The sequence below is a fragment of the Actinomycetota bacterium genome (genome assembly GCA_005888325.1).
Taxonomy (GTDB): Bacteria; Actinomycetota; Acidimicrobiia; order Acidimicrobiales; family AC-14; genus AC-14.
This window is the reverse complement of the sequence record VAWU01000019.1, coordinates 63,707-81,071: the sequence shown is the minus strand read 5'-3', so window position 1 is coordinate 81,071 and position 17,365 is coordinate 63,707. Positions and strand designations below refer to the sequence as shown.

Genomic DNA, 17,365 nt, shown 5'->3' with positions numbered 1-17,365 from the left:
TCGCGGCAGGTCGTCAGTTGTCGCGGCGCTTGCGGCGCAGGAACGGGCCGAGCCGGCCCTCTTCCGCGCCCTCCTGATCGAACAGCGCGGGGCCCGAGGCGCCCACGTGATTCCGCACCGGCTCGTCGTCGCGCGGCCCGAGCGGCTCGTCGTCGTCGAGCGCACCGCGTAGCTGGGCGAAGAACGCATCGTCGTCGGTGTCGATGTCGCGGCCCGGGCCCGACAGCACCAGATCGTGGTCGGCGACGGCCGCGCTCGCGGGTCCGGCGGTGGACGTCGTGCCGGCGGTCCCCGCGGCGGCGCCTTCGTCGGTGCTCTCGTCCGCGAGCACGTCGTGCGCCTGCGTGGCGTCGCCCTCGGGGTCGGGGGCGCGCTCGGCCCCGGCCAGGTCGATGGCCGCCGGTTCGTGCTCGTCGTCCGGCCGCGCCTCGGCTCGGTCGTCCTCGTCCGCCTCGTCGGGCGGGGCCTCGTCGACGGCGGGTGCCGGCTCGGGCACCTCGACCTCGCTGGCCGCCGGCACCGGCCCGTCGGGCTGCAGGTCGCCGTCGATGCGCTGGATGAGCGCGTGCAGCGTGGTGCGGATCCGCTCCCGCTCGTCGGCGAGGTACCGGCCGATGGTGTCGACGTCGCGCTGGAGCGTCGAGCGGGCGGACTCGAGGCTGCTCACGTTCTCGCGCAGGCGCGTCTCGCTCTCCTCGGTGACGCGCCGGGCCTCCGTCTCGGCGTCGCTCACCATGGTGGCGGCTTGATGCTCGGCGTCGGCCACCAACTGCTTGGCGCGCTCCTCGGCGTCGGCGATGGCAGCGTCCGCGGTGCGCTGGGCGAGCACGAGCGTGCGGCGCAACGTCTCGTCGGTGTCGCTGCCCTCACTCGCCCGTTGCTCGGCACGCACCGCGCGCTCGGTGGCCTGGCGGACGCGGTTCTCGAAGTCCTCGAGCCCCGCCGCGACCCGCTCGAGGAGGTCGTCGACCTCTTCCGGGTCGTATCCCCGCCAGCGCTCCTTGAACTCGACCTCGCGCAACCGCTGGGGTGTCAGCTCCATGGCGCAATGCTAATCGCCGGGCGCGGGACCGCCGGGGACGGCGCCGCGGGCTGCGAGCGTCAGCCGAACAGGAACCCGGCGCAGTGGAGCGGGGCGAGAAGCACCTGGAGGACGATGAGCACGATGATCGGCGAGAGGTCGAAGGCCATCCCCCCACCCCCGATCGGCGGGATCACCCGTCGCACCGGGGCCAGCACCGGCTCGGTGATCGTGTACAGGAAGCCGTAGATCGACGCGATGGCGCTGTCGGGCGAGATCGGGAACCAGCTCAGGATGATGCGCCCGAAGAGCGCGACGAGATAGAGCTGGAGCAGGGGACAGAGGATGTTGGCCACAGGGCGTCGTCGCTAGGTGCCGTACAGGCCGCGTTCCTGCAGGCGCCGCTTCTCCTCGGGAGAGACCTCGACGTTGGTGGGGGTCAGCAGGAAGACCTGGTCGGCCACCCGCTCCATCTGACCGCCGAGGCCGTAGGTGAGGCCGCTGGCGAAGTCGATGAGCCGGCGCGACAGCTCGCGGTCGGAGCCCTGCAGGTTGACGATGACCGGCAGGCTGGACTTCAGCTTGTCGCCGATCTCCTGCGCGTCGTTGAACCCACCCGGAGCGACCACGTGGACCTTGGCGCTCTGCACCGGGCTGATGGGTCGGACGACCGCCGGCTTCACCTGCTGCACGCTGACCGTGTCGGGCATTCCGGAGGCGTCGCGTGGCAGCGTCCGCACACCTGCGACGCTCACCTCCGGCTCGGCCACCGCGACCTGCGCGCCGTTCCGGCGGACGGGCGCGGAAGCCGGTTCGTCGTAGGGCGCGTACTCGTCGTACTCGTCGTCGTCGACCAGACCGAGCCAGACGCCCATCTTTCGCAGCGCTCCAGAAGCCATCTCAAATCTCCCCCGCGATCGGGTCCCCGGGGCTCCTCGGCGTGGACACTAATGCGAACGGCTACGGACGCGGTGGACGAGCGCCGAACAGCGCGGTGCCCACGCGCACGATCGTCGCCCCTTCGGCGACCGCCACCTCGAGGTCGGCGCTCATGCCCATCGAGCGCTCGGCCAGGCCCAGGCGGTCGGCCAGCTCGGCCAGGCGCCGGAACCCGGCGCGGGCGGCTTCGGGCGGCCCGGCCGGCCCCACGGCCATCAGGCCCCGCACGTCGAGGCGGAGCGTGCGCAGGCCCGCCACCAGCGCGGGCGCGGCGTCGAAGGTGCAACCCAGCTTGCGCGGCTCGCCGCTCACGTTGACCTGCACGAGCACCCGGGCCCCCGGCACGGCCCGGGCGATGCGCTCCGCCGCGCCGGGCCCGTCGACGCTCTGCCAGAGGTGCACGAGCGCCCCGAGCTTGCGGGCGGTGGTGCGCTGGACCGCGCCCAGGTAGTGCCAGCGCGTGCCTTCCGCGGGCAGCGACTCCGCCTTGCGCGCCAGATCGACCGCGTAGTTCTCGCCGAAGTCCACGTGGCCGAGCGCGCGCGCCTGCGCCACCACCTCGGGGCCGAAGCCCTTGGTGACCGCGACGAGCGTGACGCGCGCCGGGTCGCCACCGGCGCGCTCGATGCGCTGTCGCACGTGCGCGAAGCGCGCGGCCAAATCGCGACCGTCGATCGCTCCCATCACCTCACGCGCGCCAGACGACGAGCGCCTGGCGCCCGAGCTCGCGCCGGGCCCGGTGCGAGAAGTGGGCCGGAGAGCATGCGGTGCAGATGCCGACGTCGCCCACGTCGACGACACCGACGCGCCCGAGCGCGGCGCGCACGGCCGCGGGCACGTCGAGCGCCGGCGCACCGGTCGACGTCGTTCCGCGCACACCGTCGCCGAGACGGCGCGCGACCTGGGCGAGGTCGTCCGCGCCGAACTCGTAACACCCGGGCCGGATGCACGGACCCAGCAGCGCGTGCACGTCGCCCGCGCCGGCCGCGCGCATCACCTCGACCGCGCGCTCGAGCACGCCGGCGACGAGGCCGCGCCAGCCTGCGTGCGCCACACCCACCACGCCGTTCGACCCCAGCAGCGCGACCGGCGCGCAGTCGGCGGTGAGGACGGCGAGGGCGCAACCCGACCGGTCGGTGACGGCGGCATCCTCGCCGTGCGCCTGACGCAGCCACGTCCACGGCAGGTCGACGACCGCACGCCGCCGCGCCTGGACCTCGGGGCGAACCGCATGCACGTAGTCGCCGGCGTGGCCCAGGTCGCCGGCCGCGCGACCGGTAAACACCACGTAGGCGTCGCCGACGCGATGGTGCCCGGTGTCGCTCACGCCCCCCTTGGCTACTTGAGGAACGACGGGACGTCGAAGTCGTCGTCGCCCTCGAGGTCGAGGTCGTCGCCACCCGGGCTGAAGACGTCGTCGTCGACCAGGCCCAGCCCCTCGCCGCGGCGCCCGCCCCGGCGGTCCTTGCCCTCGTCCCAGCGGTCGAAGCCGGCCGCGATGACCGTCACGCGCACCTCGTCGCCCATCGCGTCGTCGATCGCCATGCCCGCGATGATGTTCGCGTCGGGATGCGCGACGCCGTGGATGATCTCGGCCGCCTCGTTCACCTCGAACAGCCCGAGGTCGCTCCCGCCGGAGATGTTCAGCAGGATCCCGCGCGCGCCTTCGATGGACGCCTCCAGGAGGGGGCTCGAGATGGCGGCGCGCGCCGCGTTGATGGCGCGGCCGTCGCCGCTGCCGTAACCGATGCCCATCAGCGCGGAGCCGGCGTTGGTCATCACCATCTTCACGTCGGCGAAGTCGGTGTTGATGAGACCGGGCGTCGTGATCAGGTCGGTGATGCCCTGCACTCCCTGGAGCAGCACCTCGTCGGCCATCTTGAACGCATTGAGCACCGACGTCTTGTCGTTCGAGACGGAGAGCAACCGGTCGTTGGGGATGACGATGAGGGTGTCGACCTTCTCCTTCAGGTGCTGGATGCCCTGGTCGGCCTGCACCGAGCGGCGCCGACCCTCGAACGCGAACGGACGCGTGACGACACCGATCGTGAGCGCGCCGATCCCCTTGGCCACCTCGGCCACCACCGGCGCGCCACCGGTGCCGGTGCCGCCGCCCTTGCCCGCGGTGATGAACACCATGTCGGCGCCCTTGAGCACCTCCTCGATCTCCTGGCGGTGCTCCTCCGCAGCCTGGCGCCCGACCTCGGGGTCGCTCCCGGCACCGAGCCCGCGCGTGAGCTCGCGCCCGATGTCGAGCTTCACGTCGGCGTCGCTCATGAGCAACGCCTGCGCGTCGGTGTTGACCGCGATGAACTCGACGCCCTTCAGCCCCGCGTCGATCATGCGGTTGACGGCGTTGACCCCCCCGCCCCCGATGCCGACGACCTTGATGACGGCGAGGTAGTTCTGCAGTGCTCCGACCATGGATTCCGTCCTCCGGCTCTTCGCCGTCCGGCGCTTGGTGCTGCGCTTCGAGGGGCCACGGGTGGATTCCTCGCTCATCGCGGACACACCCTCAACCTCAGCTTCAGGTCAACAGTTATGTCAACCTCTGGTGACGGTCGAGACGCTAGGCCCGCCATCAGCGGCGAGTCAAGACTGGCGTGTCGGGCACGCGCACGTCGAGCACCGCGACGTGACGGGCGTCGACGTCGCCCAGCACGGCTTCCGCCGCGACCAGCTTGGGCTCCAGCCGGCCCGTGTCCCCCAGGCGCACCACGCCGCCGGCGCGCAGCCGCAGCTGCAGCTCACCGTCGGGCGCGCGCACGACCGCCCCCACGCGCAACAGCATGGCCGGCGTGAGGGCCCGTACCACGTCGAGGGGGGCGCGCGTGCGGGCCGGCACGAGCGTGCCGGGCGGGCCGGCCGGGGGCACACCGTCGAGCGCAGGCCGATCGGCAGGGGCGCTCGCCACCGGTGCGAGCACGCGGCCGCGGTCGTCGACGAGCGCCCAACCGCCGGCGGCCGCCGGCACCGATGCCGCCGGCGCGCGCTCGCGCACCTGGATGGAGACCGTGTTCGGCCACCGCCGCCTCACCCGCGCCTCGGCGACCCAGGGCAGGCGCTCGATGCGATGCGCGGCCGCCGCCTCGTCGACGTCGACCATGGGCCGCCCCGGCAACGTCCCGGCGGTCTGGATGATCTTCCACGGCTGGGTGTGGGTCGCCCCGGTGAGGCGCACGTGGTCGACGTCGAGCAACGGCGAGCGGCTGGCGCCCCACGCGATACCGATCGCGGCGACGCCCACGGTCATCCCGGTGATGAGGCGCAGGCGGCGCCTGCCCGCGCGGCGGCGCACCTCGATGCGGCGTCGGCGGAAGCGGGGGTCGATGGGCGCGGTCGCCGGCGGCCGGTCACTCACGTCGCAGGCGGGAAGCCGACCATGCGCAGCTCCGGCTCGAGCCGGACGCCCATGCGCTCGTCCACCAACCGTTGCACCTCCGTGATCAGGGCACGGACGTCGTCGGCCGTGCCCCCTTCGTCCGCCTGGAAGAAGTTGGCATGCTTCGGCGAGACGTACGCGGATCCCCGCCGCAGGCCCTTGAGCCCGGCGGCCTCGATGAGCCGGCCGGCCGAGTCGTCCGGTGGGTTGGTGAAGACCGATCCTCCGTTGGCGCCACCGGGCTGGTGGGCCCGCCGCCACCGCACGATCTCGGCGATCTCGGCCTCCGACTCGGCCCGATCACCGCGGTGGAGCGAGAAGTCGGCCCACACCACGACCTGGGCGGGGCGCAGCGACGAGTGGCGGTAGGCCAGGTCGAGCTGCCCGGGCGACAGCTGCCGGGGGCCGTCGCCGTCGAGGTCGACGACACGGACCGCAGCGAGCGTGCGACTGACGTCGGAGCCGTGGCCGCCCGCGTTCATGCGCACCGCGCCTCCGACGGTGCCGGGCACGCCCACCGCCCACTCGAGCCCGGTGAGCGACAGGGCCGCGGTGCGGCGGGCGAGGACGGGCAGGCTGACCGCGGCCCCGGCGCGCACCCGTACCGGATCGGCGTCGGTGCCCGCCGTGACACGGCGCCGCCCGCCGGCCCCGCTGGGGCTGCTGCCGGCTCCGACCACCTCGATGGTCGAGAACCCGTCGCCCAGCGTGACTGCGAGGCCGGGCCAGCCCGCGTCGGCCACGAGCAGGTTGGAGCCGCCACCGACCACCAACACGGGGATGCCCGTCTCCCCCACCGCGACGCGCGCCGCCTCGAGGTCGTCTTCGTCGCGCGCTTCGAAGAGCAGCGCGGCCGCCCCGCCGACGCGGTAGGTGGTCAGCGGCCCGAGCGCCGCGTCGCGACGCGCCCGCGCGCCCAGCCGCGCCGCGGCGCGTGCGACCGCGTCATCCATCGGAGGAGCGGAGGAGGTCGTCGGGCACCGATGTGAGATCGCCCGCTCCCAACGTGAGGCACAGGTCACCCGAGCGGAGCCGGTCGCGCAGGTAGCGGACGACGTCGTGCCGGTGCGGCAGCCATGCCACCCGCCGACCGGGATCGTGATCGAGGAGGGCCGCCTCCCCGGCCGGGTACACCTCGGTCACCACGAGCAGGTCGGCGGCGTCGAAGGCAGAATCGAAGTCGCGCCAGAGCGACGCGGTACGGCTGTACCGGTGCGGCTGGAAGACGCACACCACGCGCGACCAACCGCCCTCGCGGGCGGCCGCGAGCGCGGCGCGCCCCTCGCCGGGAAGGTGCGCGTAGTCGTCGACGAACGTGACGCCCGCACGCTCGCCGCGAAACTCGAAGCGTCGGGCGACGCCGCCGTAGCGCGCGAGCGCCTGGGCGGCGGCTGCGAACGGCGCACCGACACCCAGTGCGGTGACGAGCGCGGCGGCCGCGTTCAGCGCGTTGTACCGGCCGGGAACGGGGAGGCGGATGGCACCGATCTCGCGGCCCGCGTGGACGAGCGTGAAGCTCGATCCCCCGCGCCCGGCGTGCAGGTCCACCACCCGGTAGTCGGCATCCTCGTGCTCGCCGTACGAGATCGCGCCCGCGCTCCGGCCCAGGCGCGCCGCGACCGGGTCGTCGGCGCACACCACGCGCAGGCCCGACGCCTGGTCGAGGAACCGGGCGAAGGCGTCGACGAGACCGTTCAGGTCTCCGTAGTGCTCGAGGTGGTCGGGCTCCACGCTCGTGACGACGGCGATCTCCGCCGGCAGCTCGAGGAACGTGCCGTCGCTCTCGTCCGCCTCGATCACGAACCACTCGCCCGTGTCCCACGCCGCGCCGCCGCCGATCTCGTTGACCTCGCCCCCGATGATGAACGACGGCCGGAGGCCAGCCTGCACGAGCGTGAGGGCGAGCATCGAGGACGTGGTGGTCTTGCCGTGGGTGCCGGCCACCGCGATCGTGCGCCGGGTGCCGGCGATGGCGGCGAGCATCTCGGCCCTGCGCAGCACGGGCACCCCGCGCTCGGCCGCGGCTCGCAGCTCGCGGTTGCGCCCGGGGATCGCGGTCGAGATCGTCACCGCGTCGACGCCGTTGACGTGTGACGCGTCGTGGCCGACGTGCACCTCGACACCGAGGCCGCGTAGCCGCTCGAGGTTCGCGGAGGGCTTGAGGTCGCTGCCCGACACGACGTGTCCCATGCGCGCGAGCACCCCGGCGATGGCGCTCATGCCCGCGCCCCCGATCCCGACGACGTGGACGCGGCGCGGCGCGGTGAGGTCGAACGGGCGAGGGCCGGCGGGCACTCGATGGAGCGTATCGGCGGTGTCCGGCTGCGGCCGGTACACCGCTCATGGGGCCGGAAGCCCTAACTTCGGTACGTCGTGACGACGTCTGCGCCCGATCACTCAATCGTGCCTGATCTCACAGCCGTGACCGATCTCTCCATCGTGATAGCTGCCGGGGGCACGGGCGGCCACATCTATCCGGGCCTCGCGTTGGCAGGCGCGGTCCGGCGCCTCGCGCCCGACGCGCGGGTGTCGTTCGTGGGGACGAGCCGCGGCCTGGAGGGTCGCCTCATCCCCGAGGCCGGCCACCGCCTGCACCTCGTCGACATGATCCCCTTCGCCCGCAACGTGGGGCCCCGCCGCTTCCTGCTGCCCGCGTACACGGTGCGGGCCGCGGTCCAGGCGCGTGGCATCCTGCGACGCGAGCGGGCCGACGTCGCCGTCGGCATGGGCGGCTACGCGAGCATCCCGTTGATCGCGGGCGCCCGGCTGGCACGGGTGCCTTCGTTGATCCACGAGTCGGGAGCCGTCGCCGGTCGCGCCAATCAGGTGGCCGCGCGTCTCACGGGCAACGTGGCCACGGCGTTCGACGTGCGCGTCGGCGAGTTCCCCGCTCGCGTGAAGACGCGCACCGTCGGCATGCCGCTGGGCCCCGAGCTCGCCGGATTCGACCGCGCCGCGCTCCGCGCCGAGGCCCGCGCCGCCTTCGGGCTGACACCCGTCGTCTCGATGCTGCTCGTGAACGGCGGGAGCCAGGGCTCGGCGCGGCTCAACGACGCCGCGCTCGGCCTGGCCCGACGGTGGCGAGACCGCGACGACGTGCACATCGTCGTCAAGGCCGGGCGCGCGAACGTCGAGGCGGTCGAGCGCCGGCTCAAGGAGCTGGGAGGTGACGCGGTGGCCACGTGCGTCGCGTACCTCGACCGCATGGACCACGCCTACGCGGCAGCCGATGTCGCGCTCTGCCGGGCGGGAGCAGGCACGATCGCGGAGCTGGCGGTGGTGGGGCTGCCGTCGGTGCTCGTCCCGTATCCGTTCGCACCCGACGACCACCAGACCGTCAACGCACGCGTCCTCGTGGACGCGGGCGCCGCCCTGCTCGTGCCCGACCGCGACGCGAGCGCGGAACAGCTGGCCCCACAGGTCGAGGAGCTGCTGGCCGATCGCGACCGGTTGGCGGGGATGGGCGCGGCGGCCGGGCGCGTGGCCCGCCCGCACGCGGCCGAGACGCTCGCCGCCTGGGTGCTCGAGCTCGCACGGAACGGTCGACACCGGCGGCGCCGCGACGCAGAGGGCGGTCGGTGACGCTCGCCGCGGGGCTCACGGTCAGGCCCGCCGACACGCTGCGGACGGCCCACGAGCGCATGCGCGCCAACGGTCGCGGGCTGGTTGCGGTGGTGGGACGCGGCGACAAGCTGCTGGGCACGATCACCGACGGTGCCCTCCGTCGCGCCATGCTCGCGGGCGCGGACCTCGACGGCGGCGTCGACCAGGCGATGTCGCTCCAGCCGTTGACCGCGTCGAAGCGTGCGACCAAGAAGGAGCTGCTCGCGCTGCTCCGCACCCACCGGCTGCGCTCGATCCCCATCGTCACCGACGGGCGCCTGGTGGGCGTCCGCTCGCTCGACGAGCTCGGCGGCACCGGCATGCCGGCCCCGGTCGCGGTCGTGATGGTGGGCGGCAAGGGCGAGCGGTTGCGCCCGCTCACCGACACGATGCCGAAGCCCTTGCTGAAGATCGGTGGGCTCTCGATCGTCGAGCGTCTCATCGAGGGCATGGCGGCGGCCGGTGTGCGCGACGTCTACCTCACGCTCAACTACAAGGCCGACGTCTTCGAGGACCGGCTCGGCACGGGCAAGCACCTCGGTGTCGCCCTCCACTACGTGCGCGAGCGCAAGGCCATGGGCACCGCGGGCGCGCTGTCGCTGCTGCCCGACGACCTCGAGGGGCCCGTCGTCGTGGCCAACGGCGACCTCGTCACCACGATCGACTTCCGCGCCCTGCTCGACTTCCACTGGCACCACGAGGGCTCGATCACGGTTACCGGCGTCGAGCACCTCTCACCGATCCCGTACGGCGTGCTGCGCTTCGTCGAGCACCACCTGCTGGGGATCGACGAGAAGCCGCAGCGCCGCGACCTCGTCGCCGCCGGCATCTACGTGGTGGAGGCGCCGGTGCTCCGCTTCGTGCCCCGCGACGCGCCATCGGGCATGCCCGACCTCATCGCCCGGGCGGTCGGCGAGGGGCTGCCCACTCACGTCTTCCCGATCCTCGAGCGCTGGTTCGACATCGGCAGCCCCGAGGAGTTCGAGCGGGTGCTGCTGCACTTCGCCGTCGGCGCGGACAGCGAATGAGCGGTTCTGGGCCCTGGGCGGGGCGAACGGTGCTCGTCACGGGCGCCGAGGGCTTCATCGGCAGCACGCTGGTCGACCGGCTGCTGCACGAGGGCGCGGACGTGCGCGCGTTCGTGCACTACAAGCCCTACGGCGAGCGGGGCTGGCTCGCGGGACGCGAGGACGACGTCGACATCCAGGCGGGCGACGTGCGCGACGCAGGGCGCGTGCTCACGGTGGTCGAGGGCTGCGAGGTGGTGTTCCACCTGGCCGCGCTCATCGGCATCCCCTACAGCTACGTCGCGCCCGAGAGCTATGTGCAGACGAACGTGATGGGAACCCAGAACGTCGCCGCCGCATGTCGAAGAGCCGGGGTGGCGCGCATGGTGCACACGTCGACGAGCGAGACGTACGGCACCGCGCTCCGCGTGCCGATCGACGAGAGCCACCCGCTGCAACCGCAATCGCCGTACTCGGCATCCAAGATCGGCGCCGACATGATGGCGCTCAGCTTCCACCACGCCTTCGACCTCCCCGTGGCGGTCGTCCGGCCGTTCAACACCTACGGGCCCCGCCAGTCGGCGCGGGCCGTGATCCCGACGATCCTCGGCCAGCTGCACAGCGGTGCGACCGAGATCCGCCTCGGCGCGATCACTCCGACACGCGACTTCAACTACGTCGACGACACCGTCAGCGGCTTCCTCGCCGTCGCGGGTTGCGACCGCGCGTTGGGGAACGTCGTCAACGTGGGCTCGGGCCGGGAGATCGCCATCGGCGCCCTGGTGGACCTGTTGATCGCGATCACGGGATGCGACGCGCGCGTCGTCGTCGAGGCCGACCGGCTACGGCCTTCGGGTAGCGAGGTCGAACGTCTGCTCGCCGACACGACGCGCGCGCGCGAGTGGGCCGGCTGGCAGCCCGAGGTGCCGCTCGAGGAGGGACTGCGCCGCACCTCGGACTGGGTGCGCGACAACCTCGCCCTCGTCGACCCCGGCCGCTACCAGGTCTAGTGCCGTGACCGGTAACGTTCGCCGGCGTATCGGCGAGTCAGGGGCGTCGCTCGCAAGGCCGCAGGACGAAGCCATAGCCGAGCCCTACGGCTAGGACGAGAACGCCGCGAGCGGCGTCAACTGGCCGGCGAGACGCGGCAGACGTTGCCGGTCAGGGCACTAGTTGCCCGCTAGCGGGACTGGCGCGCGACGTTGATGAGGATGCCGCTGGCCGCCATCGCGATCACGAGCGAGGAGCCACCGAAGCTGACGAACGGCAGGGGCACACCGGTGACCGGCAGGGTGCCGATCGCCGCGCCGATGTTGATGAACGCCTGACCCACCACCCACGCGGTGATGCCTCCGGCGAGCAGCGCACCGAAGTGGTCGGGCGCCCGGCTGGCGGCGCGCACGCCGAGCACCGCGAACGCGACGAACAGGCCCGCCACGAACAGGCTGCCGATCAGGCCCACCTCTTCTCCGATGATGGCGAAGATGAAGTCGGTGTGGGCGTTGGGCAGGAAGCCCCACTTGGCCCGGCTCGCGCCCAGGCCCACGCCCATGACGTGGCCGGAGCCGAGCCCGACGAGCGACTGGCGCAGCTGGTAGCACGCGTTCCCCGGGTCGCTCGCGGGGTGGAGGAAGCACAGCAGGCGACCGCGCCGGTAGCTCTTCGTCATCCCCGCGAGCGATGTCGTCACGCCCGCGAGAGCGGCGACGGCCGCCATGGTGTGGAGCGGAACGCCCGCGATGAACAACACCGCCATGACGATGCACGCGAGGACGAGCGTGGTGCCGAGGTCGGGCTGCACCAGGACGAGGAGCGCGATGATGCTGAACACGAGCAGCACGGGGACGACGGTCAACCGCGTCGAACGCATGTGGTCGGCGCGCCGGGTGAGGACATCGGCCGCGAAGACGATCACGGCGAGCTTGGCGAGCTCCGACGGCTGGACCCTGAGGAAGCCGACGCCCAGCCAGCGGGCGGAGCCGCCGACCGAGATGCCGAAGCCCGGCACCAGCACGAGCACCAGGAGCGTCACCGTGAGGAGCAGCAGGGGGACCACGAGCCGGCGCCAGACGCGGTAGTCGACGCGCATGGTGACCACCAGGAGAAGCGCGCCGACACCGACCCAGAGCAGCTGGCGCTCGAAGAAGATCCAGGCGCTGCCGTAGACCCGTAGCGCGTTCACCGACGACGCCGACAGCACCATCACCAGGCCGATGACGTCGAGCGCCGCCACGAGGCCGAGCAGCAGCCAGGAGGTGCGAGGACGCCGGGACGCCGGGCGCGGCGCGACCGCGGGGCGCACGCGGGCACGCCGTTGCTCAACCCGCGCGGCCATGGGCTCCCTCGTCGTCGAACAGCTCGCGCACCGCGCGCGCGAAATCGTCGCCCCGCGCGCTGTAGCTGTCGTACCAGTCGAACGATGCGCAGCCCGGCGACAACAGCACGGCGTCGCCGGGGCGGGCCAGCGCGGCCGCTCGGCTCACTGCGTCCCGCATCGACCCGGCGCGTTCTACGGGCCGCACGGCGCGAAACGCGACCTCGACCTCGGCCGCGGCCTCGCCGATCGCGACGACGGCGCGCACACGGTCGGCGGACTGCGTCAGCGCACGCAGGTCGAGGCCCTTGTTCTGCCCGCCCGCGATCAACACCACCGAGTCGAACCCGTCGACGGCCGCGAGCGCGGCGTGCGGGTTGGTCGCCTTCGAATCGTCGTACCACTGCACCCCACCAGCCTCGCCGACCAGGGTCAGCCGGTGGGGGAGGGTGCGGAAGTCGAGCAGGGCGCGATGGACACCCTCGACCGTCGCCCCCGCGCTGATCGCAGCTGCGCTCGCGGCGAGCGCGTTGCTCACCTCGTGAGGCAGCACGCGCCCCAGCGCCGCGAGCGTGGCGATCTCGTGACCCTCGGGTGTGCGGAGCGCTCCCCCACTCACGTGGTAGTCGCCGTGATCGCGACCGAACGTGACGACCCGGCCCGCGTGGGCCGAGCGCGCCGCCTGCGTGACGACGGCGTCATCGGCGTTGACCACCGCCACGTCGCCGTCACCCTGGTTGGCCCAGATCCGCGCCTTGGCCGCGGTGTAGGCCGCGAACGTCCCGTGGATGTCGAGGTGGTCGGGTGCCGCGTTGAGCCACACCGAGATCGTCGGACGGAAGGTGTCGGTCAGCTGGAGCTGGAACGAAGAAGCCTCGACGACGAGCACGTCCGCGTCGGACGAGACCGCGTCGGACAGCGCGAGACCGATGTTGCCCGCGGCCACCGCACGCACCCCCGACGCCAGCAGCATCTCGGTGACGAGCGTGGTGACGGTCGTCTTGCCGTTGGTGCCGGTGACGGCGACGAAGGGCCGGCCGGCCCACTGCGAAGCCAGCTCGAGCTCGCCCCGCACCGCCGTCGCCGCTTCGCTCGCGAGCGCGAAGACCGGGTGGTCGAATCGCACACCGGGGCTGGGGACGACGAGGTCGACGCCCGCCACCAGGCCGGCCAGGGCATCGCGCCCGGGCGCCTCGACCAGCTCGACACCGAGGTCGGCCGCAACCGCACGCGTGTCGGCGCCGGGTCGGTCGTCGACGACGGTCACGTGCGTGCCGCGCTGCAGCAGCGCGCGCGTCACGGCCCGTCCGCTCACGCCGAACCCCACCACGAGAGCACGCCGGGTCAGTCGATCGCCCCGGTGGTGAGGAAGTCGGCGTAGAAGATCCCGATGGCCAGCGCGGTGCACAGGCCCGAGAGGATCCAGAAGCGCACGATGACCGTCGTCTCGGGCCAGCCCACGAGCTCGAAGTGGTGATGGATCGGTGCCATGCGGAAGACCCGACGATGGAAGAAGCGGAAGGCGACGACCTGGATCACCACGGAGAGGGTGACCATCACGAACAGACCGCCGACGATGGGGAGGAGCAGCTGCGTGTTGGTGCCCAGCGCGAGCGCGCCCAGGCCCGCGCCGAGGGCGAGCGCGCCCGTGTCGCCCATGAACACGCGCGCGGGTGCCGCGTTCCACCAGAGGAAGCCGGTGCACGCGCCCGCCATCGCCGCGGCCACGAGGGCGAGGTCGAGCGCGGGGCCGACGCCGTAGACGTCGGGGTGGCGGAACTCCCAGAAACCGATGAACACGAACGCGGCGAAGGCGAAGGTGGCGGACCCCGCCGCGAGGCCGTCGAGGCCGTCGGTGAGGTTCACCGCGTTCGACGTCGCCACGATGATGATGACCGCCCAGAGGATGTACGCCCCCACCGCGAGGTGCAGGTTGATCGAGCGGGTGAACGACAGCTCCACGAGCACCTTCGCCCGGTACACGGCGAGGAACGCGAAGGTCGTCGCCACGATCAGCTGTCCCGCCAGCTTGGCCCGCTTGTTGAGGCCGAGGCTGCGCTGGTTCCGCACGCTGGCCCAGTCGTCGATCATCCCCACGATCCCCGAGCCGACGATGGCCATCAGGACGAAGAACCCCGCGGCGGTGAACGTGGCGCCCTTGCTCGTGAACAGGCGCGGCACGTGCGCGGCGGCGTAGCCGACGATGGCGGCCAGCACCACCATCAGGCCGCCCATGGTCGGCGTGCCCGCCTTGGTGGCGTGGCCCTCGGGCCCGTCATCGCGGATCTGCTGACCGATGCCGCGCGCCTGGAACGCGCGGATCAGCACGGGGGTGCCCACCAACGTGACGAGCAGGCCCATGCTCGCGGCGATCAGGAGCGCGACCACCGCGACTCCTCTTCCTCGACGACGAGCGCGTGGGCCAGACGTTCGAGCCCGGCGGCGCGGCTGGCCTTCACGAGCACGGCATCGCCCGGTCCCAGCCGGCCGAGGCGCTCCCGCGCAGCATCGACGTCGGCAACGTCGTCACCGCCATAGTCGGGTGCGTTGACCGTGATCACGGCAATGCCGAGCAAGCCGGCCAGCTCGCCGATGCGCCGGTGCTCGCGCACCGACACCTCGCCCAGCTCGAGCATCGGGCCGAGGACCGCGACCCGCCGGTCGGCGTCGATGCGGGCGAGGGCGCGCAGCGCGGCCTCGGTGGACTGCGGGTTGGCGTTGTACGCGTCGTTGACGACGATCGCGCCGGACGGCGCGCGCGACAGCTCCATGCGCCACGCGGACAGCTCGGCTGCGCCCAGTCCCGCCGCCACGTCGTCGAGGGCGACGTCGAGCGCGAGCGCGGCCGCGGCCGCTGCGAGCGCGTTCGACACCTGGTGGGCCCCGCGCGCGAGCAGGCGCACGTCGGCGTCGCCCCATGCGGTGAGCAGGCGGAACGACGGCTGCAACTCGCCGTCGAGGGAGACCCCGGTGGCACGCACATCGCCCGCGTCGCGCCCGTAGGTGAGCACCGATGCCGACGTGGCGCCCTTCATGGCCACCACGCGGTCGTCGTCCGCGTTGAGGACGGCGGTGCCGCCGGGCGGCAACGCCGCGGGGAGCTCACCCTTGGCGCGGGCGACGGCCTCGATCGACCCGAAGGTCGAGGTGTGGGCCAGCCCCACGTTGGTCACGACACCAACGGTCGGGCGGGCGAGCTCGCACAGCTGTGCGATGTGGCCGGCGCGGCGCGCGCCCATCTCGACCACCGTGATGTCGGTGCCGCCGGGCGCGTTCAGCAGCGTGAGGGGCACGCCGAGCTCGTTGTTGAACGACTGCGGGCTGACGGTGACCACGTGGCCGCGGCGGAGCACGGCGGCGAGGAGGTCCTTGGTGGACGTCTTGCCCGTCGATCCCGTGATCCCCACGACGCGGTCGGGCAGGCGGCCACGGGCCCAGCCTCCGAGCGTGCTCAGCGCGGCGACCGTGTCGAGCACCGCGATCGCCGATCCTGCGCCGGCAGGGCGCGCCGTGAGGTACGCGCTCGCGCCCGCCTGCAACGCCGACGCGATGAAGTCGTGACCGTCGCGCGCCGCCGCGACCGGCACGAAAAGCTCTCCCCCGCGCACGGCACGGGAGTCGATGGTCGCCCCGTCGACCTCGGCGTCGGGGCCGTACAGGGTGCCACCGACGATCTCTGCGACGTGCGCGGCGCGCGTCTTCACCGGGCGGACAGCTCCTCGCGCGCGACCGTACGGTCGTCGAACGGGAGCTCGCGACTGCCGACCACCTGGGTGGTCTCGTGACCCTTGCCTGCGATCAGCACGACGTCGCCCTTGTGGGCCTGTGCGAAGGCGAGCCGGATGGCGGCGCGCCGATCGGGCTCGACGCGCAGCGTCCCGGTGCCGGTCACGCCCGAACGCACGTCGGCGATGATCGCCGCCGGGTCCTCGCGCCGGGGGTTGTCCGAGGTCAACACGGCGACGTCGGCGTCACGCGTGGCGACCGCGCCCATGAGCGGGCGCTTGTCGCGGTCGCGTTCGCCTCCGCATCCGAACACGACGATGACGCGCGCGCCAGGCGCCGCGCTCCGCCGTCCATCGGACAAGAGGAGCTCGAGGCCCGCCGGCGTGTGGGCGTAGTCGACCACGACCGTGAACGGCTGACCCGCCTCAACGATCTCGAAGCGGCCGGGGACGGACGCGACGGAGGACAGCCCGGCCGCGACGGTCGACGCCCCGACCCCGAGCTCGCGGGCGGCGGCGGCCGCCGCCAGCGCGTTGCTCACGTTGAACGCCCCCCCGAGCCGGAGCTGCACCGGCTCGCCCTCCCACCGGAACGCGCTGCCGCGCGGCCCCACGTCGAGGTCGACCGCATCGGCCATCGAGTAGCCGCGCGTCGGCACGACGGCTGCGTCGAGGAGGATGCGACCGTGGGGATCGTCGGTGTTGACGACGGCCCTGGCCGTGCGGGCCGCCTCGAACAGACGCGCCTTCGCCTGGAAGTAGGCCTCCATCGTGCGGTGGTAGTCGAGGTGGTCCTGGCTGAGGTTGGTGAAGACGGCGACGGCGAACCAGGTCGCGTCGACGCGATGCTGCGCGAGCGCGTGCGACGAGACCTCCATGGCCACCGCGCGATGGCCGTCGTCGCGCAGTTGCGCCAGCTGGGCCTGCAGGTCGGGAGCCTCGGGCGTGGTGCGCGCCCCGGTCAGGGTGCCGATGAGCCCGGTACGGCGCCCGTCGGCCTCGAGGACAGCGCGCAGGAGATGCGTGGTCGTGGTCTTGCCGTTAGTGCCCGTGACGCCGACGACCTCCAACGCGCGCGACGGGTGATCGTGGAAGGCGGCGGCGGCATTTGCCATGGCCGTGCGCACGTCGGCCACGACGACCTGTGGCACGTCGACCGGCAGGACGCGCTCACAGAGGAGCGCCACCGCGCCGGCCGACACCGCGGCACGCGCGTGGTCGTGCCCGTCGACGCGCTCGCCTCGCACGCAGCAGAACAGCGCGCCCGGGTGCACGGCTCGCGAGTCGTAGCTGACCGCAGTCACCTCGAGCGTCGAATCACCGCGAAGGTCGATCACCTCGACGTCGCCGAGCAGCCGGTCGAGTCGCACAGCG

Annotated in this window: 17 protein-coding genes; 3 read left to right on the top strand and 14 right to left on the bottom strand. The window is 73.0% G+C overall.

What is annotated here, in order from left to right; genetic code table 11:
• Positions 1 to 13 precede the first annotated feature (13 nt).
• From E6G06_05620 to murC, 9 genes are all read right to left on the bottom strand, one after another.
• Positions 14 to 1,042, bottom strand: coding sequence for a DivIVA domain-containing protein (locus tag E6G06_05620; GenBank protein ID TML92526.1), 1,029 nt, complete (start codon positions 1,040 to 1,042; stop codon positions 14 to 16).
• A 59-nt stretch (positions 1,043 to 1,101) separates the two neighbouring features.
• A complete protein-coding gene (locus tag E6G06_05615) occupies positions 1,102 to 1,377 on the bottom strand; it encodes a YggT family protein (protein ID TML92525.1) in 276 nt (91 codons plus the stop codon).
• A gap of 12 nt (positions 1,378 to 1,389) precedes the next feature.
• On the bottom strand, positions 1,390 to 1,920 hold the full coding sequence (locus tag E6G06_05610; protein TML92524.1) for a cell division protein SepF: 531 nt from the start codon (positions 1,918 to 1,920) through the stop codon (positions 1,390 to 1,392).
• Positions 1,921 to 1,981: 61 nt separating this feature from the next.
• Positions 1,982 to 2,644, bottom strand: a complete 663-nt coding sequence (locus tag E6G06_05605) for a YggS family pyridoxal phosphate-dependent enzyme (protein ID TML92523.1) — start codon at positions 2,642 to 2,644, stop codon at positions 1,982 to 1,984.
• A 4-nt stretch (positions 2,645 to 2,648) separates the two neighbouring features.
• Positions 2,649 to 3,287: a polyphenol oxidase family protein gene (locus E6G06_05600; GenBank protein ID TML92522.1), complete on the bottom strand. Its 639-nt coding sequence runs from the start codon at positions 3,285 to 3,287 to the stop codon at positions 2,649 to 2,651.
• Positions 3,288 to 3,298: 11 nt separating this feature from the next.
• Entirely contained in the window at positions 3,299 to 4,384 is a 1,086-nt protein-coding gene (gene ftsZ / locus E6G06_05595) for a cell division protein FtsZ (protein ID TML92521.1), read from the bottom strand.
• 157 nt (positions 4,385 to 4,541) lie between these two features.
• Positions 4,542 to 5,321, bottom strand: a complete 780-nt coding sequence (locus E6G06_05590) for an FtsQ-type POTRA domain-containing protein (protein TML92520.1) — start codon at positions 5,319 to 5,321, stop codon at positions 4,542 to 4,544.
• Entirely contained in the window at positions 5,318 to 6,295 is a 978-nt protein-coding gene (gene murB, locus E6G06_05585) for a UDP-N-acetylmuramate dehydrogenase (protein TML92519.1), read from the bottom strand. The genes E6G06_05590 and murB overlap by 4 nt, the downstream gene beginning before the upstream one ends.
• Complete coding sequence (murC, locus tag E6G06_05580) at positions 6,288 to 7,562, bottom strand: UDP-N-acetylmuramate--L-alanine ligase (protein ID TML92615.1); 1,275 nt, start codon at positions 7,560 to 7,562, stop codon at positions 6,288 to 6,290. Before murC ends, murB begins: the two co-directional genes overlap by 8 nt.
• Before the next feature lie 180 nt (positions 7,563 to 7,742).
• Between murC and murG the strand changes: the two genes are divergently transcribed.
• The 3 genes from murG to E6G06_05565 are packed head-to-tail and all read left to right on the top strand — an operon-like array spanning position 7,743 to position 10,962.
• The gene (gene murG / locus E6G06_05575; GenBank protein ID TML92614.1) at positions 7,743 to 8,924 is read left to right on the top strand and encodes an undecaprenyldiphospho-muramoylpentapeptide beta-N-acetylglucosaminyltransferase; all 1,182 of its coding nucleotides are present in this window, start codon (positions 7,743 to 7,745) and stop codon (positions 8,922 to 8,924) included.
• The gene (locus E6G06_05570) at positions 8,921 to 9,973 is read left to right on the top strand and encodes a CBS domain-containing protein (GenBank protein ID TML92518.1); all 1,053 of its coding nucleotides are present in this window, start codon (positions 8,921 to 8,923) and stop codon (positions 9,971 to 9,973) included. Before murG ends, E6G06_05570 begins: the two co-directional genes overlap by 4 nt.
• Complete coding sequence (locus E6G06_05565) at positions 9,970 to 10,962, top strand: NAD-dependent epimerase/dehydratase family protein (GenBank protein ID TML92517.1); 993 nt, start codon at positions 9,970 to 9,972, stop codon at positions 10,960 to 10,962. The genes E6G06_05570 and E6G06_05565 overlap by 4 nt, the downstream gene beginning before the upstream one ends.
• Before the next feature lie 170 nt (positions 10,963 to 11,132).
• On the opposite strand, the gene ftsW is transcribed toward E6G06_05565, so the two are convergent.
• From ftsW to E6G06_05540, 5 genes are read right to left on the bottom strand one after another with little or no spacing between them, the layout of a single operon-like run.
• Positions 11,133 to 12,287 (bottom strand): putative lipid II flippase FtsW, encoded by a 1,155-nt coding sequence (gene ftsW, locus E6G06_05560; GenBank protein ID TML92516.1) that lies wholly within the window; start codon positions 12,285 to 12,287, stop codon positions 11,133 to 11,135.
• Positions 12,271 to 13,614 carry a UDP-N-acetylmuramoyl-L-alanine--D-glutamate ligase gene (gene murD, locus E6G06_05555; GenBank protein ID TML92613.1) on the bottom strand — a complete coding sequence of 448 codons (1,344 nt, stop codon included), beginning with the start codon at positions 13,612 to 13,614 and terminating at the stop codon, positions 12,271 to 12,273. Before murD ends, ftsW begins: the two co-directional genes overlap by 17 nt.
• Positions 13,611 to 14,654, bottom strand: a complete 1,044-nt coding sequence (locus tag E6G06_05550; protein ID TML92515.1) for a phospho-N-acetylmuramoyl-pentapeptide-transferase — start codon at positions 14,652 to 14,654, stop codon at positions 13,611 to 13,613. Before E6G06_05550 ends, murD begins: the two co-directional genes overlap by 4 nt.
• The gene (locus E6G06_05545) at positions 14,639 to 15,970 is read right to left on the bottom strand and encodes a UDP-N-acetylmuramoyl-tripeptide--D-alanyl-D-alanine ligase (protein ID TML92514.1); all 1,332 of its coding nucleotides are present in this window, start codon (positions 15,968 to 15,970) and stop codon (positions 14,639 to 14,641) included. The genes E6G06_05550 and E6G06_05545 overlap by 16 nt, the downstream gene beginning before the upstream one ends.
• The gene (locus tag E6G06_05540; protein TML92513.1) at positions 15,967 to 17,361 is read right to left on the bottom strand and encodes a UDP-N-acetylmuramoyl-L-alanyl-D-glutamate--2,6-diaminopimelate ligase; all 1,395 of its coding nucleotides are present in this window, start codon (positions 17,359 to 17,361) and stop codon (positions 15,967 to 15,969) included. Before E6G06_05540 ends, E6G06_05545 begins: the two co-directional genes overlap by 4 nt.
• Between the last annotated feature and the right edge of the window lie 4 nt (positions 17,362 to 17,365).

What these genes read in the sequence shown, in the direction of transcription:
- murC (TML92615.1), bottom strand. Translation starts at nt 7,562, where the DNA reads ATGAGCGCCATCGCCGGGGTGCTCGCGCGCATGGGACACGTCGTGTCG.
- E6G06_05565 (TML92517.1), top strand. Translation starts at nt 9,970, where the DNA reads ATGAGCGGTTCTGGGCCCTGGGCGGGGCGAACGGTGCTCGTCACGGGC.
- E6G06_05610 (TML92524.1), bottom strand. Translation starts at nt 1,920, where the DNA reads ATGGCTTCTGGAGCGCTGCGAAAGATGGGCGTCTGGCTCGGTCTGGTC.
- E6G06_05620 (TML92526.1), bottom strand. Translation starts at nt 1,042, where the DNA reads ATGGAGCTGACACCCCAGCGGTTGCGCGAGGTCGAGTTCAAGGAGCGC.
- E6G06_05605 (TML92523.1), bottom strand. Translation starts at nt 2,644, where the DNA reads ATGGGAGCGATCGACGGTCGCGATTTGGCCGCGCGCTTCGCGCACGTG.
- murB (TML92519.1), bottom strand. Translation starts at nt 6,295, where the DNA reads ATGGATGACGCGGTCGCACGCGCCGCGGCGCGGCTGGGCGCGCGGGCG.
- ftsZ (TML92521.1), bottom strand. Translation starts at nt 4,384, where the DNA reads ATGGTCGGAGCACTGCAGAACTACCTCGCCGTCATCAAGGTCGTCGGC.
- ftsW (TML92516.1), bottom strand. Translation starts at nt 12,287, where the DNA reads ATGGCCGCGCGGGTTGAGCAACGGCGTGCCCGCGTGCGCCCCGCGGTC.